At 37.6% G+C, this 17,147-nt stretch carries 15 protein-coding genes; 7 read left to right on the forward strand and 8 right to left on the reverse strand.

Translation table 11 applies throughout. The annotated features are described in order from the left end of the window. Positions 1–32 precede the first annotated feature (32 nt). Positions 33–1,034 carry an NADP-dependent oxidoreductase gene (locus tag ACFOOI_RS12645; protein ID WP_379838344.1) on the reverse strand — a complete coding sequence of 334 codons (1,002 nt, stop codon included), beginning with the start codon at positions 1,032–1,034 and terminating at the stop codon, positions 33–35. Positions 1,035–1,234: 200 nt separating this feature from the next. On the opposite strand from ACFOOI_RS12645, the gene rpmG reads away from it, so the two are divergent. From rpmG to ACFOOI_RS12660, 3 genes are all read left to right on the forward strand, one after another. Further along, complete coding sequence (rpmG, locus tag ACFOOI_RS12650; RefSeq protein WP_379838345.1) at positions 1,235–1,417, forward strand: 50S ribosomal protein L33; 183 nt, start codon at positions 1,235–1,237, stop codon at positions 1,415–1,417. A 59-nt stretch (positions 1,418–1,476) separates the two neighbouring features. Then, complete coding sequence (locus tag ACFOOI_RS12655) at positions 1,477–1,629, forward strand: DUF4295 domain-containing protein (RefSeq protein WP_379838346.1); 153 nt, start codon at positions 1,477–1,479, stop codon at positions 1,627–1,629. Positions 1,630–1,693: 64 nt separating this feature from the next. After that, a complete protein-coding gene (locus ACFOOI_RS12660; RefSeq protein ID WP_379838347.1) occupies positions 1,694–2,089 on the forward strand; it encodes an acyl-CoA thioesterase in 396 nt (131 codons plus the stop codon). 85 nt (positions 2,090–2,174) lie between these two features. On the opposite strand, the gene ACFOOI_RS12665 is transcribed toward ACFOOI_RS12660, so the two are convergent. Then, positions 2,175–3,653: a RagB/SusD family nutrient uptake outer membrane protein gene (locus tag ACFOOI_RS12665; protein WP_379838348.1), complete on the reverse strand. Its 1,479-nt coding sequence runs from the start codon at positions 3,651–3,653 to the stop codon at positions 2,175–2,177. 12 nt (positions 3,654–3,665) lie between these two features. Then, positions 3,666–6,815, reverse strand: a complete 3,150-nt coding sequence (locus tag ACFOOI_RS12670; protein WP_379838349.1) for a SusC/RagA family TonB-linked outer membrane protein — start codon at positions 6,813–6,815, stop codon at positions 3,666–3,668. 279 nt (positions 6,816–7,094) lie between these two features. On the opposite strand from ACFOOI_RS12670, the gene ftsY reads away from it, so the two are divergent. Continuing rightward, positions 7,095–8,051, forward strand: coding sequence for a signal recognition particle-docking protein FtsY (gene ftsY / locus ACFOOI_RS12675; RefSeq protein WP_379838350.1), 957 nt, complete (start codon positions 7,095–7,097; stop codon positions 8,049–8,051). Positions 8,052–8,132: 81 nt separating this feature from the next. Here the strand turns inward: ftsY and rocD are convergent, their stop codons facing one another. Beyond that, the gene (gene rocD / locus ACFOOI_RS12680) at positions 8,133–9,410 is read right to left on the reverse strand and encodes an ornithine--oxo-acid transaminase (protein WP_379838351.1); all 1,278 of its coding nucleotides are present in this window, start codon (positions 9,408–9,410) and stop codon (positions 8,133–8,135) included. Between the two features lie 133 nt (positions 9,411–9,543). Here rocD and ACFOOI_RS12685 point away from each other — a divergent pair, with 133 nt between their 5' ends. After that, positions 9,544–9,999: an Lrp/AsnC family transcriptional regulator gene (locus ACFOOI_RS12685; RefSeq protein WP_379838352.1), complete on the forward strand. Its 456-nt coding sequence runs from the start codon at positions 9,544–9,546 to the stop codon at positions 9,997–9,999. Positions 10,000–10,101: 102 nt separating this feature from the next. Further along, on the forward strand, positions 10,102–11,253 hold the full coding sequence (locus ACFOOI_RS12690; RefSeq protein WP_379838353.1) for a cysteine desulfurase family protein: 1,152 nt from the start codon (positions 10,102–10,104) through the stop codon (positions 11,251–11,253). 47 nt (positions 11,254–11,300) lie between these two features. Here ACFOOI_RS12690 and ACFOOI_RS12695 read toward each other — a convergent pair whose 3' ends face one another. Next, a complete protein-coding gene (locus tag ACFOOI_RS12695; protein ID WP_379838354.1) occupies positions 11,301–13,703 on the reverse strand; it encodes a penicillin acylase family protein in 2,403 nt (800 codons plus the stop codon). Between the two features lie 269 nt (positions 13,704–13,972). Between ACFOOI_RS12695 and ACFOOI_RS12700 the strand changes: the two genes are divergently transcribed. Continuing rightward, the gene (locus ACFOOI_RS12700; protein ID WP_379838355.1) at positions 13,973–14,278 is read left to right on the forward strand and encodes an isoamylase early set domain-containing protein; all 306 of its coding nucleotides are present in this window, start codon (positions 13,973–13,975) and stop codon (positions 14,276–14,278) included. A gap of 65 nt (positions 14,279–14,343) precedes the next feature. Here the strand turns inward: ACFOOI_RS12700 and ACFOOI_RS12705 are convergent, their stop codons facing one another. The 3 genes from ACFOOI_RS12705 to ACFOOI_RS12715 are packed head-to-tail and all read right to left on the reverse strand — an operon-like array spanning position 14,344 to position 17,143. Continuing rightward, on the reverse strand, positions 14,344–15,714 hold the full coding sequence (locus tag ACFOOI_RS12705) for a deoxyguanosinetriphosphate triphosphohydrolase (RefSeq protein WP_379838356.1): 1,371 nt from the start codon (positions 15,712–15,714) through the stop codon (positions 14,344–14,346). A gap of 2 nt (positions 15,715–15,716) precedes the next feature. Then, positions 15,717–16,391, reverse strand: coding sequence for a TVP38/TMEM64 family protein (locus ACFOOI_RS12710; RefSeq protein ID WP_379838357.1), 675 nt, complete (start codon positions 16,389–16,391; stop codon positions 15,717–15,719). Then, entirely contained in the window at positions 16,388–17,143 is a 756-nt protein-coding gene (locus ACFOOI_RS12715) for a class I SAM-dependent methyltransferase (protein WP_379838358.1), read from the reverse strand. Before ACFOOI_RS12715 ends, ACFOOI_RS12710 begins: the two co-directional genes overlap by 4 nt. Between the last annotated feature and the right edge of the window lie 4 nt (positions 17,144–17,147).

The raw sequence follows: 17,147 nt of genomic DNA on the forward strand, positions 1-17,147 counted from the left end.
TGTATGATATAACGAAAAGTCTTTTTAAAAAATTACGCTTGAATTTTCAAAACCAACTTACCCGTATTTTCACCTTTAAAGAGTTTCATCAATACCTCAGGAAATGCCGCAACGCCGCCTTCTTCTTCTTGGAAATTAATATTGAGTTTCCCTGCTTTTATCCATTCTATCATTTGGGCAATGGCCTCCGGATATTTTTTATAGTTATCAAAAACTACGATACCTTCCATACGAGCACGGTTTACCAATAGTGACAGGTAGTTTTTTGGACCTTGTGGCTCAGTGGCATTATATTGAGAAATAGCACCACAAATTACAATTCTGGCTTTCTTGTTTATTTGCCCCAAAACCGTGTCTAAAATATCGCCTCCTACGTTATCAAAATATACATCTATACCTTCAGGGCATTCGGTTCTGAGTAATTTTCTAAGGTTACCCGATTTATAGTCAACACAGGCATCAAAGCCTAGCTCTTCTACTACATATTTACATTTATCCTCGCCACCCGCTATTCCAACTACTTTACATCCTTTTATTTTGGCTATCTGCCCAACTACACTCCCTACAGCTCCAGCAGCACCTGACACCACTACGGTTTCACCTTCTTGTGGCATACCAGTATCCAAAATACCGAAATAAGCCGTTAGCCCTGACATACCTAGTGTACCCATATACACAGGCAAAGGCAATGCCTTGGCGTCTACTTTTACTAGGTCGCTTGCATCCGAAATGGCAAACTCCTGTACGCCCACACTTCCAGACACATGGCAGCCTACTTCAAAACGGTCATTTTTAGAAGCCACCACTTCACCCACACCCAAGGCACGCATGACATCCCCAACCTCCACAGGCTTTATGTAACTTTTACCGGCATTCATCCATCCACGCATGGCAGGGTCAATAGATATATATAATACTTTAATGAGAACTTCACCATCTGCAAGCTCTCTAACTTCTTCCTGATCTGCTTTCCAACTTTCGGCATTTGGTTCTCCTACCGGTCTTTGATTTAATAGAATTCTGTGATTTAACATGTTTTATATAAAAGGTTTTTAGTTTTTTAAAATTCAAAAATAGTTAAATATATGCTGCATGCATACTAAAATAACACGTTTAATACGTGTAGGTTACCCATAATAAAAAACATTTGGAAATTTAAGCAAAAGGTTTTTGAATAATTAAAAATATACTTATCTTTGCAGCCCGATTTAGAAAAAAGATAATATTTATAATAATGGCAAAGAAAGGAAACAGAGTTCAGGTTATATTAGAATGTACCGAACACAAAACTTCAGGACAGCCTGGTATGTCAAGATACATCACCACAAAAAACCGTAAAAACACAACAGCTCGTATTGAGTTGAAAAAGTACAATCCGGTTTTGAAAAAGGTAACTGTTCACAAAGAAATTAAGTAATTTGTTTGAAAAAGGACAATGTCCGGTATCGAACATCAAACATCTAACATCATAATACAATGGCAAAGAAAGTAGTTGCAACCCTTCGTGATAAATCTGCTGCGAAAAATTACGCAAAGATTATCAAAGCGGTTAAATCAGAAAAAACTGGAGCATATACATTCAAAGAAGAAATGGTTTCTTTGGACAATATCGCTGAAGCTCTTAAATAATAGCTTAAAACATTAGCACATAGCCTTACCAGAAATGGTCAAGGCTTTTTGTGTTTATGCCTATATGAAACCTAAAATCTACATACATACCGTAACTGTAAGTCAAGATGACCTTGATGAGCTTTTGCATGTAAATAATGTAAAGTATCTCAACTACCTCCAAGAGGCGGCTATTTTGCACTGGTATAACACTGTGCCCGAATATATATCAGAATCGCTCCGATGGGTAGTAAAAAAGCATGAAATTGAATACTTCAAAGCTGCATTCCTAAACGACAACTTACAAATAAAAACGTGGGTAGATAGCTTTTCGGGTGTAAGCAGCGACCGCCACTACGAAATATACCGAAACGACCAACTCATCGTAAAAGCACGCACGCTTTGGGTGGCTATAGACCCTATCACATTAAGGCCCAAACGCCTACCAGAAGACCTGCAGCGGGTTTATTTTGAGGAATAACCAAAGCCTTCTTTTGATTAGTAAAAAAAAACAGACCAAACGAATTAACATTTGGCCTGTCTTGATTTAAAACGATATGTTTTACTTATAATGGATTTTGAACCATCGCTTTGTTAGAATCTAACTCTCTTCTTGGGATCAAAAACTCCCATTGAACATCCCCAGCCGGCACATCAAAAATAACTGCTACACCCGAGTTATGGTTAGCCCCATTTCTGTCTAGTGCTTGATTCATCCTTTTCAAATCAGTGAATCTAAATCCTTCGCCCCAAAGCTCAATTCTTCTATTGAAAATTATTTCTTCAATTAAACTAGCTCCAGTATTAGTAGATAAAGTGGCAGAAGCATCTCTTTTCTTAGTTAGCTCAAAAAGAACTTTCGCGGCGTCAGCATCTTTGCCTTGACGAGCCAAAGCTTCAGCTTCAATCAATACCATTTCGGCTGCTCTCATATACGGTATATCTCCCATGGTACTAGTAGAAGGCGTACCAGGTAATCTAAACTTCTGAACCATATAAGGCACTCTAACACCACCTGGAGGAGCTATAGAGTTTGCAGCAGTTGGAGCTTTTACCCACATTTTAGACCTAACATCAGTAGGAGAAATTTTATTATATAGCAAACTGTTGATACACTTTGGTGTTTGACGGTTTACCGATGAGTTATAATTTACAGAAATGTAAGAAAAATAAGCTCCAAAGAACTCCGATTGATCTTCGAGATGGTCAAATCCCCAAATCCACTCTGAGTTACCAATTTCAGCAAAACCTTCTTGATATTGAGCTTCTGACATCAATGCATAACCTTTTCTAGCATCTGCAGCAAACGTGGCTGCACTTGCCCAGTTTTGCTGAGTAAGAGCTACCCTCGCCTGAAAACCTCTAATAACCTCAAAGTTAATGTGAGACTTTGCTGTCCTCGAAGACTTTAACAAAGCCGCAGCTTCAGCCAAATCTTTGTTTATTTGTGTATATACTTCTTCAACTGTGTTTCTTGCCAAACCCTCTTTGGTAGGCTCTAAAACAAGCGGAACAGCCAACTGCGTATTAGGAGAACCCGCCACGTATCTTTTGCCGTACAGCTGCACCATATTAAAATATGAGAAAGCTCTTAAACCCAAGGCCTCACCTTTGATACGGTCTTTGTCTGCTTGGTCGCCTATTGCATTGTCAATATTGGCAATAGCAAGGTTGGCGTTACCTATAATTCTGTAATACATTTCGTAGGGTAGTCTTGCCAAGTTTCCTTGGTCAGACCTGTGACTTTGCCATCTACCTTCACCAAAATGCCATGAATTAGATGAATTTCCAAATACCAAGTCTTCTCCCAATACATCCAATATAATCATCATAGCTGGATGCCCGAAATGCCCTTGAGAACCTAAATATCTAACAACCATAGCTCTATAGATACCATTAATGGCAGCATTTGCATTTTTTGTAGTTGCAAAAGCTGAGGCTGCATCAATACTACCTGTCGGGGTAGCATCTAAATAATCTTTTTCACATGAAAAAGTGGTCATACTTAGACCAAAAACTAAAACTGATATTATTATTTTTTTCATTTGTAATCGATTTTAAAGAGTAAATGAAATACCGGTAACAATACTTTTTGATAAACTGAACACGTTTCCAGTTGTACCAGCAAAGTTTTGCTGAACATTCATACCTTTTCTTCTAGAAGCAATAAAGAAGTTCTCAGCACTTACATAAACACTTGCGTTTTGTAAAAATGCTTTCGAAGCGAAACGTGGAGGCACGCCATAGTTTAAGGTAATAGACCTAACATTTAAATAGCTAGCATCAATTAACCATCTATCAGAAGCTCCATCAAAATCACCAGTTCTTCCAGCATCCATACGAGGCACGTCAGTTACGTCACCAGGCTTTTGCCATCTATTTAATATATCTACGTGTTTTGCACTTCCGTAGCCACCTGCACCCATTAAACTTGCATAGGCACCATCATACACTTTACCACCGATTTGATATACAATTAAAGCAGAAAGTGAGAAACCTTTGTATCTAAACGTATTTGTAAAACCTCCAGTTAATTTTGGAATAGCAGAGCCATTAAAATGGTATCTGGCATTGTTTAGTGAAGTAGTTAAAGTATCACCACCATCAGTAATGGTTGAGTTTGAAGCCACATAATTTGCCGCTCTGTACAATACCTCCCCTGTTTCAGTGCTGATACCCATATATTCTCTCAACCAAAAATCATAAATAGAACGCCCTTCAACCAATTTTTTGGTTCCATTGATGATTTCTTTATTTTCATCTGGCATTTTAGTTATTTGGTTTTTATTTTTTGTAGCATTTAGGCTCAAATCCCAAGTGAAATCTTTGAGTTTAAGTACTTCTAAGTTTAACTCTACTTCAACTCCTCTGTTAAACATTGTTCCAATGTTTCGAGTCTCAGTGCCAATTCCAGCTGAAAGTGGCAATGGAACATCAAAAATTAGATTTGAAGACTGTCTGTTGTAGTACTCAACTACACCTCTAACTCTATTTTTAAATAATCCAAACTCCAAAGCCACATCTGATGCATCGCTTGATTCCCACTCAAGTAGTTTGTTACCAAGACTTTGTTGAAGTATACCTGCTTCTGAAGCATTGTTCCAACCCAGTCCGTACAACGGTTGCCATGCATAGCGGCTAATGTCACCATCGTTTCCAGTTTGACCGTATGAAGCTCTTAACTTTAATGAACTAATAAATGGAAGCTCTTTTACAAAATCTTCTTGATCTAACCTCCAAGCACCACTAACCGAGAAGAATGTTCCCCAACGCGTATCTTTATAAAACTTACTAGAGCCGTCTCTACGAATAGAGAATGAAGCGAAATATTTTTCATTAAAATCATAATTTACTCTAGAGAAATACCCTTCCACTCTTCTTGTGTCTAACTGCGAGTTTAGATTTGTTGTAGTAGTAAAATTCACTAATTCTACATTTCCATCCAAAATCTGCTGTGATCTAGACCCCGTAAGGAAATTTGTATTTTCTTGGTAGTTCTCATGACCTAACAACACGTCTACATTATGTGAACCAAATGACTTATTGTAATTCAATAATTGGTTTAGGTTATAACTGGTCAAATTTGAAAACTCATGGGTAGCTCTTCCGGCAGGAGCTCCGTCACCAATTTCAGGGTTACCAAAAGTTACGAAGTTTGAGTTTGTTAAGTCAACGCCTAAATTATTGGTAAATGTAAAATCTTTTAAGAATTTAAATTCAGCATATGCTCTTGTTCCTAAAACGTTTCTTCTGAAATAATTTTGATTTAACAAAGTCTCAGCCACAGAGTGTCTACCACCATATTGAGGACGGTTAGGAAGACCCAAGGCATTAAGGTTACCATAGTCAAACCTTCTACTTCCATCAGCCAAAGTTAGATATTGACCTGGATTGGCAGGGTCCAATGCATAAACTGGATAAATAGGACCCATTCCTCTTGAGAAAAAGAACGGATTCACAAATGAGGTGTTTCCATCTGCATCAGCCTGATTTGATTTAATGATGGTAGTAGAAAGATTAGCACCAGCTTTCATCCAAGATTTAACTTGGTTATTTATACTCAAACGGCCCGTAAAACGCTCATAGTCGGACCTAATGATAAATCCTTTGTCTTTTAGATATGCTGTTGACAAATAATAGTCCCCTTTTTTAGTTCCACCCGAAAAATTTAGGTTTATTTCATCTCTATTGCCTTGACGCATCATTGGGGCTGCCCAATCAATATCAGCATCTGAATATAACTGTCTAGCAGCAGGATTTAACTTTCCATCCGTATCAACCAACTGATTGTTAGGTACATCATAGATATTATACCCCAACAAGCCCACAATTCCATTAGTAGCTGTAGTATTCGCAGTGGCCATGGCAACCGGATTGGTAGCTCTATATGCCAAACTATTTCGGTATGATTCCCACATTACAGGATAATAGTCAGAAGCTCCAATTCTGTCATACTCTTGTAAACCTCTGGAGTTCATACCTTTGGTATACTTAACATTAATTTTACTCTCTCCGTCCTTACCTTTTTTGGTAGTTACCATCACCACCCCATTGGCAGCTCTAGCACCATAAAGAGAAGTAGAAGCCGCATCTTTTAGGATTGTAATAGACTCAATATCATCTGGGTTTAAATTAGCGATATTGGCACTAAACGGCACACCATCTACAACATAAAGCGGATCATTTGAAGAGGAAATTGAACCAAAACCTCTGATTCTGATATCAGGAGCTGAACCAGGCTGACCGCTACCAGCAGTAGCAATAACCCCAGAAGTGGTACCTGCAATAGCTGATCCAAGGTTAGTAATTGGTCTTTTTCCGATTTGTTCTGCGGAAATTTTTCCGGCAGAGCCAGTAAATGAACCCTTTTTAGCGGTTCCGAAGGCCGTAATTAATACTTCGTCTAAAATTCCAGCACTTTGTACCAAGGTAACATTAACGATACTTTTGTTACCCACAGAAACGTCTTGGCTATCAAAGCCCACAAAACTAAAAATAAGACTTCCACCTGAAGGAACACTTATTTTGTAACTACCATCGGCATCACTACTTGTACCTCTAGTGGTTCCTTTGATTGTGATACTCACACCGGGGAGGATCGACCCATCGTCTGCTGATACTTTACCAGAGACCATTTTTTCTTGAGCTTTTGACTGAAAAGCCAATAACGCCAAAGAAAGAAAAACTAAGTAAAAAGTTTTCTTCATAGAAGTTTTTGATAATAGTTAGTTGATATTAAGAGGGCGTTAAATTAGTATTAAATCTAGATTAAAGATTTCCTTACAAACGAAAGGTTAAAAATCGTAGACAAAAGTCAATAAATTAGAACATCAAGTGGTCCGATAAATCAATAAAAAAGAGAGTAACTGGACTACAAAATGGAAGTGAAAAATTATTAATAAATGTAGTTTTCGCTTTATCAAAGCTTTTCCCTTTGAATTAAAATTAATTTGTAAATTTGCAATAGCTAAAAACAAAATAGGTACATGGGTATTTTTGATTTTTTCAGTAAAGAAAAAAAGGAATCTTTAGATAAAGGTTTAGAGAAATCTAAAAGCAGTATTTTCGATAAGTTATCTAGGGTTATTGTAGGTAAATCTAAGGTAGACGAAGAAATACTCGACGAATTAGAAGAGATTTTGATTAGCTCTGACGTAGGTGTTGAAACCACACTTAAGATAATAAAACGAATAGAGGCTCGTGTAGAAAGAGATAAATTCACCAATACCAGCGAGTTAGACACAATTTTAAGAGAAGAAGTAGCCGCACTTTTGGCTGAAAACAACTCTCAAGATGTGCAAAACAGTTTTGAGACAGCCAACCTCCCAAAACCATATGTACTAATGGTAGTAGGAGTAAACGGCGTAGGTAAAACAACCACAATCGGTAAGCTTGCCTACAACTTCCAGAAAAATGGCAAAAAAGTAGTACTTGGAGCAGCAGATACATTTAGAGCAGCGGCTGTAGACCAACTAAAACTTTGGGGAGAGCGAGTGGGCGTAGTGGTAATAGATCACGGCATGAACACTGACCCATCGTCAGTAGCGTATGACGCCATCAAAGCTGGAATAGAACAAAATGCAGACGTAATAATAATAGACACCGCAGGGAGGCTTCACACCAAAGTAAACCTAATGAATGAATTGGGTAAAATAAAAAGAGTGATGCAAAAAATTCTTCCTGAAGCCCCACACGAAGTTATGTTGGTGTTAGACGGCAGCACAGGCCAAAATGCCGTAATACAAGCTCGCGAGTTTACTAAGGTAACCGAAATAAGCTCTTTGGCAGTAACTAAACTAGACGGAACCGCAAAAGGTGGTGTGGTAATCGGTATTTCAGATGAATTTAAAATTCCAGTGAAATACATAGGAGTAGGAGAAAAAATGGAGGACCTTCAGGTGTTTAATAAAATGGCATTTGTAGAAACCTTATTTAATAGATAAGTTTCGATAAAAATCGGAACTTACCAAAACAAAAAAACCGCCCTAAAGCGGTTTTTTTTCGTTTTTATAGATGAAGTGTAATTATTCAAAAGTATTAATTGTGTTTTTGATAATAGCCAAAGCATCTCTAAGCTGAGCTTCGGTGATTACCAATGGCGGTGCAAATCTAATTTTGTTGCCATGAGTAGGTTTGGCCAAAAGTCCATTATCCTTTAAAGCCACACAGATATTCCAAGCCAAATCTGACGATTCGTCGGTGTTAACTTCAATGGCATTTAATAATCCTTTGCCTCTAACTAAAGTTACGATTGTACTTGTTTTAATGAACTCATTGAGCTCGGATCTGAAAATTTCACCCAATTTTCTTGCTTTAAGCGACAGACCCTCTTCATTTACAACTTCTAAAGCGGCCTTTGCCACTTCACATGCCATTGGATTACCACCATAAGTAGAACCATGCTCACCTGGCTTAATTACCAACATGATGTCGTCATTGGCCAAAACAGCCGATACCGGAAAAACACCACCTGAAATGGCCTTTCCCAAAACTAAAATATCTGGTTTAACATAAGTCTCTTGTCTCTCACATTTGTTTTCACATGAGCAGTTTCCACAAACAGCTAACATAGAACCCGTACGAGCGATTCCCGTTTGGATTTCGTCTGCTATGAAAAGAACATTTGCTGCTTTACATAACTTAGCCACTTCCGCCAAATAGTTTTCATCTGGTACTACCACGCCTGCCTCACCTTGTATAGGCTCCACAATGAAACCCGCAATAAACGGATCAGACAGAAGTGCATTTTCTAATGCTTCAATGTTGTTGTATTCTATAACGTCAAATCCTTCAATGAATGGCCCAAAACCCGTTCTACTTGTAGGGTCAGTTGATGCCGAAATTACAGAGAGTGTTCTACCGTGAAAATTATGCGATGCAAATAATATCTTGGCTTTGCCTTCTGGAATCCCTTTTTTGGTATATCCCCATTTACGTGTGATTTTCAATGCCGTTTCTACAGCTTCTACACCACTATTCATCATCAAAGCCTTGTCAAAACCAAACTCTTTGGTAACAAACTCTTCGAAAACACCCAAAGGAGCACTATGAAAAGCACGTGAGGTTAAGGTAAGTTTGTGTGCCTGCTTTACTAAAGCATCTATAATTTTTGGATGACAATGCCCTTGGTTGACTGCTGAATATGCAGATAAAAAGTCATAGTACTTTTTTCCTTCTACATCCCAAACAAAAGCACCTTCACCTTTTTCTAAAACTACAGGCAATGGATGATAATTGTGTGCTCCAAATTGCTCTTCAAGTCCTATGTAATGTTCTGTCTTTGTTTGTTCGGTAGTGTTCATATATTCTATGGTTATTTTTACAAAAATTAAAATTTGATTTTACAAATACACTTTATGCGTATTATTTTTTATTTTTATTCAAAAAAACGACAATACCACTTTATATATCAAAAAAAAGTAAAATATAACTTATATGCAACTAGACAGTTTCGATATCAAAATCTTGAAAGAACTAGAAAAAGACGGTAGAAAACCGTATTCAGAAATAGCTAAAAAGCTAGAAATATCGAATACAATGGTGCATCAGCGTGTAAATAGAATGCGAGAAGGCGGCTTAATAAAAAAAATGGCCATAGAGCTCGATGAACGCAAAATGGGATTTGAGTGGAGTGCCTTTACAGGACTAGTTTTAAAAGAAGATTCAAACTCGGAGTCGATTATAGAAGAATTAAAAAAAATACCCGAAGTGGTAGAGTGCTATTACATTACGGGCCAATACACCTTATATATACGGATAGTAGCCCGAAACAACGAGCACATGAGAAAAGTCCTTTATGAAAAAGTGGACCATATACCAGGCGTACTAAAAACTGAGTCATTGATAGACTTTGGCACTGCTTTTAAAAGAAATGTACCCATTGAAGAATAACTATATGGATAGATTTTGTAATAAACTCAAGTCTATTCATCCATAAATCAGATTATTAGTCAAAAATTTTTAAATTTGCAGATACAAAAAATCATCAGCAAAATGTCACAAAGAATATTTTTAGATAACGCCGCTACCACCCCCATAGACCCAGAAGTGTTTGAAGCCATGCTTCCATACTTCAAAGATTTTTTTGGGAACCCTTCTTCTATACATGCACACGGAAGAAAAGTTAAGGCGGCTCTAGAAACTGCCCGTAAGACAGTTGCCGGTATTTTGAATACATCTCCAGGCGAAATATTCTTCACTTCTGGAGGAACCGAAGCAGACAATACGGCCATTCAGCAATCCATAGATTCGCTTGGCGTAAAACATATCGTGACCAGCAAACTGGAGCACCATGCGGTTTTGCACACTGCTGAACATTTGGCAAAAGCAGGAAAAGTCAAATTGACTTTACTTACAAACAAAGCAGATGGAAGCTTAGACCTAAACGAACTTGAAGATATTTTAAAAGAAAACCCGAACACATTGGTTTCGCTAATGCATGGAAACAATGAAATAGGAAATCTTTTAGACCTGAATAAAGTAGGCGAGCTGTGTAGAGCAAATGGAGCTTTTTTCCATTCGGACACTGTTCAAACTATGGGACATTATAATTTTGACCTGCAAGCATTGCCAGTAGACTTCATAGTAGGTTCTGCACATAAGTTTCATGGACCGAAAGGCGTAGGTTTTTTATATATAAATGCCAATTCTAAAATAAACCCATTGATACACGGAGGTGCTCAGGAGCGAAACATGCGTGGTGGCACCGAAAATATCTATGGAATCATTGGATTAGCAAAAGCTTTGGAATTAGCCTCAAAAGGTATAGAAAGCCACAAAAACCACATTATGGGCCTAAAGAGGTTGATGATAGACCAGTTGAAAGAAAAAATAGAAGGCATAACATTTAACGGCCAGTCTGCTCAAGTAGAAAACAGTTTATACACGGTATTAAACGTAAGTTTTCCTCCTCACCCAGACAATGAAATGTTATTGTTTAACATGGACATAGAGGGAATCTCTTGCTCGGGTGGAAGTGCGTGTTCGAGTGGCACAAACTTAGGTTCACATGTATTAAACAGCCTAGGCGGTCTTGACCCTGAAAGAGCTAACGTTCGTTTTTCTTTCAGTAAGTTTACTACCGAAGAAGAAATACTAAAAACAGTAAACGCCCTAGCGGGAATATTCGCTACAAAAGAAGCTTAAAAAAATCTCCTCAAGACTTTTTATGAATTTTGAGGAGAACCTCAATATCACAAAGGCATCATCACTATGGTGCCTTTTTTGTTTTTCATCACATCGGTTTTTTCAGTGTACTCCGGTCTTTTACCGCCTTCGGCAAACATTTGTGCTTGATCTGAGTAATGTTTACTCATAAAATAGCCACTCTGTCCCGTAGGGTTTACACTAAACGCTTTTCTGGGAGTACCAAAATCAACAATTCTTCTCAAAGCTGGACCGTAGGTAACTTTGTAAGTTCCAGTAGAATCCATCATAAAATCTAAGTTGTTGATGGTTTCTCGACCGCCGTTTATGGCTATTGGGCCTACATTAAATAACTTACCGACCACCGGCAATATACCCAGTGGATGTTTATGCTCAATGGTATGCACTTTGCCCCATTGCCAGTTTTGTTTGTTATCGCCAAGTTGTTTTTTCAAGTCAAGACTTGCGGTTTCTAAACCAGCCTTAAAAATATCCGCACGTTTTTCGATCGCAGTAGTGTTTTTATTGTCCCACCATTTAGAAGTATCATTTTCAAAAAACTTGGCAGCATTTCTTTTAAAGCTAAAATTGTGCTCAAAATCACCAAAGACTTCTTTACCTAACTCATCTTCTAAAGCACCTTTATATATCTGATAAATAACTTTGTAAAAAACAGTAGGCTCCACGTTTTTCAGCCCATGAGTTCCATCCCATTTACTTAACAAATCCAAATTTTCCTTAGCAGCGTTACTCAGTTTTGCACCACCCAAACCTCGGACTATACTAGCCACCATGTCTGGATATGTGCTACTTTTTACATCATTTATCACCTTTCTGACTTCTTCTTCTGTCCAATCAGTCCTGGAGTTAATAATCAACTCCCCTATTCGCTTGGCTCTATTGGCAGGCACATAATAGCCCGGCACCAAACCATTTCCCATATCGGCAGGTTGGTTATTGGCCGTGTAGAGCACTCCACTTTGAGGGTTTAATATTTGAGGGTTTAAAGCAAAAGGATACCAGCCTTGGGGATCATCTAAACCAGAAGCTCCATCTAAAATCACTTCAGGGTCTACGTGTTTTGGCCGAATAGGCAATTTGCCAGCAGCCCACCAAGCGATATTGCCTGTGGTATCCGCCCACATAAAGTTTAAACCCGGAGAAGTAAGTGGAGCCACAGCTTTGCCCATATCCCCTGCATTTTTTGATTTACAGATATTATAAAAAACCTCTAAATGGCGAGCCGGAAACTGGTGATACACCCACCAAAGTGCAATCGGGTTTTTCTCATTTATTAATCCATCAAATGCCTCATTTAATATATAACCGTGTCGCGTCTTTTTGACATCAAGCAAAACGTCCGACTTTCCTTTAACTTTAATGCGTTCATTTCTAACTTTCATGTTTTCCCAAGTGTCTTTATATTTTACTTGGTTGGCATTGCTCGGATTTAGGGTTTCTCTGAAAAAATCAGCGTCGTCGTTTTCAAACATGGTTAATCCCCAACCCCCAAAGTCTGTATGTCCCAAGGCAGGCACTGGAGTACCGGCTAAAAAATTGCCATAGACCTTAAATCCGGGGCATTCTAAATGGGCCTCGTACCAAACCGAAGGCTGCGAAAATGCAATATGTGTATCATTTGAAAGTATCGGTTTGCCTGACTTGGTTTTAGAACCCGAAATAACCCAGCCGTTAGAACCATGAAATGGAGGAAAAGGTAAATTGTCACTTATGTCATTTACTTGCTTGGCCATTTTAGCCAATGCCAACGCTCCACTCTCTTTTGCATCTACCGCAATTTTATATTCACCTTCGGGCCATGCATCCATCACATCGTGGTAATAGTCGGCACCCAATCTATTTAAAATATCAGTAGCTATAGGCTCCCCCTTAAATGCCCCAACAAAGGTGTAACCCATATAGCCCACAATTATTTCCATGTCTTCAAGCGTAAAATCTGACTTAGGAATACCAGCCAAAGTAAACTCAATAGGAGTTTTGCCCACTTTTTGATAGTGGTTTATACCTTTAATATACGCCTTTGCTGCTTTTACAAAAGGAGAGCTTGGGTCTTTATATACCGAATCGAGGGTGAGCTTAGCATGCTCTCTAAAACTTAGGGTTCTAAAAAACTTATCGCTCGGCACCGCGGCTTCGCCAAAAACCTCAGACAACCTGCCGTCGGCAAGCCTTCTTAATACTTCCATTTGAAAAAGTCGCTCCTGAGCATGAATGTATCCAAAAGCATAAAAAAGGTCTTCCTCGTTTTGGGCATAAATATGCGGAATGCCATAATCATCAAAGTTCACTTCTACTTTTTCCTTTAAATCTGGAAGCAAAAGAGCTCCCTCATAGCTGGGTTTTAGATATTGTAGATAAGCATATGAGCCGCCTACCAATGCCAACACAGTAAGAATTAAAAAAATGAGAATCTTTTTTAGAATTTTCATGCTTGATGTTTTGAGTTGAAAATAATGCAATATAAAAATAACACAAACTATTTTAGAAATAGGACAAAAACATTGAAGTCGTTCAAATAAAATTTTTAACAAATATTTAATCAAAAAGAGAAAAACACAGATTGAATTTTCGTTTTTTTTGAATACTACGATATTTTTATTGCACTTTACTAAGATTTTAGAAAATTAAGTAACTAACAACTATACACTTATGATTGCCGATATAGTAAATTTGTAATGTAATCAAATACTTTAACAGAATGGCATTAGCAAAACAGTTTTTAAAAACAAAGCCCGTATGTAAGGTTTCTTTTGAATTAACACCTGACGAGGTTCAAGGAACAGCAGTTTCAATTTTAGGAGATTTCAATGATTGGAAAGCGTCTGAGACGTTGTTGAAAAAACAAAAAAATGGAAATTTTAAAACTACTTTAGAGTTTCCTGTAGGACAAGAAATTCAGTTTAGATATTTGGTTGATGGCCAAAACTGGTTAAACGACCAATCTGCTGATAAGTTTGTAGAAAGTGGAGTATCAAACGACCAAAACTCTGTGGTTGTTTTATAATAATTTTATATTTAAGGTTGAATAGATTTTAAAAATAGCGGGCACTTGTCCGCTATTTTTTTGTTTCATCCAAACTCCGGGGTCTGAATCCCCCTAAGTTTTCTGTACAAATCCATGGCGTAATCATCAGTCATACCCGAAATAAAATCCACGATTTTTAGTAAATTCTGATACAGCGTATCTTCTTCCACTATAGAATATTGAACAGATAGTAAACGCAACACTTTATTAGATTTAGCTTTTTCTGGAGCAAACAAAGCCGCCACAAAATCTTCTAAAAGGCCATAAATAACATGATATCCAGCCAGCTCTTTCTCTATAACCGAAGGATGGTTGTATATTTTTTCAAAAGAAAAAGAATCTATTTTTTTCAAAAGTTCAGTTGTTCTAGCATCTAAAAGTTCTATCAATGACCTATTAAGTTTGCCTTCCAAAAGGTACTTTTCGTTTTCTAAAAACACGTCCGTGCATTTCTTTGTCAACAAATCAACAAGCATGGCCCTCAGCAGCGAGAGCTTTTGGCTTGGGTCTGCGATTTCAGGAAGTTTTTTATCTAAATAATCTTTTCTCGAATCGTTCTCAAAAAATGGCAAAAGCAAAGCCAATGTTTCATCAAGAGAAATAACATTTAGCTTAAATGCGTCTTCTAAATCTATGATGCGGTAACAAATATCGTCTGCGGCTTCAACCAAAAACACAAACGGATGGCGGGCATACACGTCAGTTTCCTCATTTAAAACCGGAATATCAAGTTCTTCGGCGATTGCTTTAAAAAACACAATTTCGGAGTCAAAAAAACCTGACTTTTTTGTACTTAACATACCCGTACTTTTATTAAAACCCGCCGTAGAGTTACTCGGATATTTAATAATAGAGGCCAATGTAGTATGCGTAAGTTTAAGCCCTGAATTCAAAAACAGTGACGTCAAAATTCGAAAAGCATTGGCATTTCCTTCAAATTTCACAAAGTCGTTTTGTTGATTTACCGTCAATTCTTTCACAAATCGAGACTTTGGATCACTTTTCATTTGCTCAAAAAACGAGCGAATGGCCTCTTCTCCAAAATGCCCAAATGGCGGATTGCCAATATCGTGGGCCAAACATGCAGTCTGAATAACGTCAGAAAGCTCAAACCTATAAAAATTCAGAATATTAGTAGAAAACTCGTACTCGTATTTGTTATAAAGACTTTCTCCTACGGCTTTTCCAAGCGACCTACCTACCGAAGCGACCTCTAAACTATGCGTAAGCCTATTGTGAACAAACACAGCACCTGGCAATGGAAACACCTGCGTTTTGTTTTGTAATCTTCTAAAATGAGATGAAAAAATCAGCCTATCATAATCTCTCATATAGTCTCCTCTTACCTCATCGCGAGCACTTAAGTTTGTTGTAGAAAACCTTTTATTAGAAAATAGTGTATTCCATTTCATCATAGTCATAGTTGATCAGTTGGCTTCAAAAAAGCCTTTTTTAATATTATCACTAAACCCCACACCGAAATCAAGACCAAAGAAAAAATAACGATTTGGGTAGTGAAATTTTGATTGGGGTTCTCTAGTAAACTTTGTAATTCTTTGGCTTGTGCTCCGGTATAAACCGCCACCAGCGTGCGGGGAATCATGCCTAAAAACCCAGCAAAGAGTATGTTTTTAAACCTTGCACCGGAAATAGCAAAAACTAAGTTAGTAAGTGCAAATGGTAAAACTGGAGAAAGTTTGGCAAAAAATATAAACTTAAGCTCCTCTTTTTTTATTTGGGTCAAAACGTGCTTTGCCTTTGCGTTTTTATCAATTAAGTTTTCAAACCAAGCGGTGTTAAGCAGTTTACTCAAAAAAAAGATGATAGCAATGGCACCCATGTTAATAATTAACAAATAAGGCATGGCCCAAAAACCTTTAAAATACCCTAAAATGATAGCCAAAAAAGTAGGAGGGCATAAAGCCAAAGCCGAACCGAACGTTAGCAAAATACTTAAACCCAGCCAATGAATAGGAGTTAAATCAAAGAAAAAATCTTGGTATTTAAGGGCATAAAAACTCAAAATAGAAGTACTCAGCAACGGAAGCACAGTAAACATAGCAAAACTAAACCAAGAAGAAATATTTTTCATTTACTAATATTTACACCTAAATGCGTTTTTTTACAAACCATCACCATTCGGTCAGACTGGTGCTCGTCATATGACTCAAGTTGATAGTCGCCGTAAACATTTACCAGCTCTAATCCTGCAGCCTTGAAGAACATCTCAAAGTCGTCGAGAAATAACAGCTTTACTCTTTCTTCAAAAGAAAAGTCTTCTCCTTTGTCTGAAAAACTAATCTTTTTAAAGATGAATCCTTTCTCTATCTTTTTGTCGATGTTAAAAAGTATATCGTTTACTTTTTTCTCATAATGCGTATTGAAATCTTCAATAGCTTTTCGGCTGTTCATATAGTCAATGACCATCGTGCCGCCAGGCTTGATATTTTTTGCCATGGCAACTACCGCCTCTTGATTTTCCAATTGCTCTTCAAAATACCCAAAACTGGTAAATAGATTAAGCATAACATCAAACTCATTTTCTCTAAAAACCTCTCTAATGTCATGCTCAAAAAACTGAAGGCGATTATTTTCAGATTGTTGGGCGTGCCAAACGTTATTTGGTGAAAGGTCAAGTCCAATAACGTCATATCCTTTACTATTTAAGTAAACCGAATGACGGCCTTTGCCACATGCCATATCACAGAAAAGCCAATCTTTTTTAAAACCAAGGTGCTTTTCTAAATTATCTATTAACTTTTGTGCCTCCTCGTCTCCCCTACTTTTATACAAAATATGGTAATACGGAGTATCAAACCAGAGCTCAAACCATTCTGCTTTCATCTGG

This window comes from Lacihabitans lacunae (assembly GCF_042649125.1).
Taxonomy (GTDB): Bacteria; Bacteroidota; Bacteroidia; order Cytophagales; family Spirosomataceae; genus Leadbetterella; species Leadbetterella lacunae.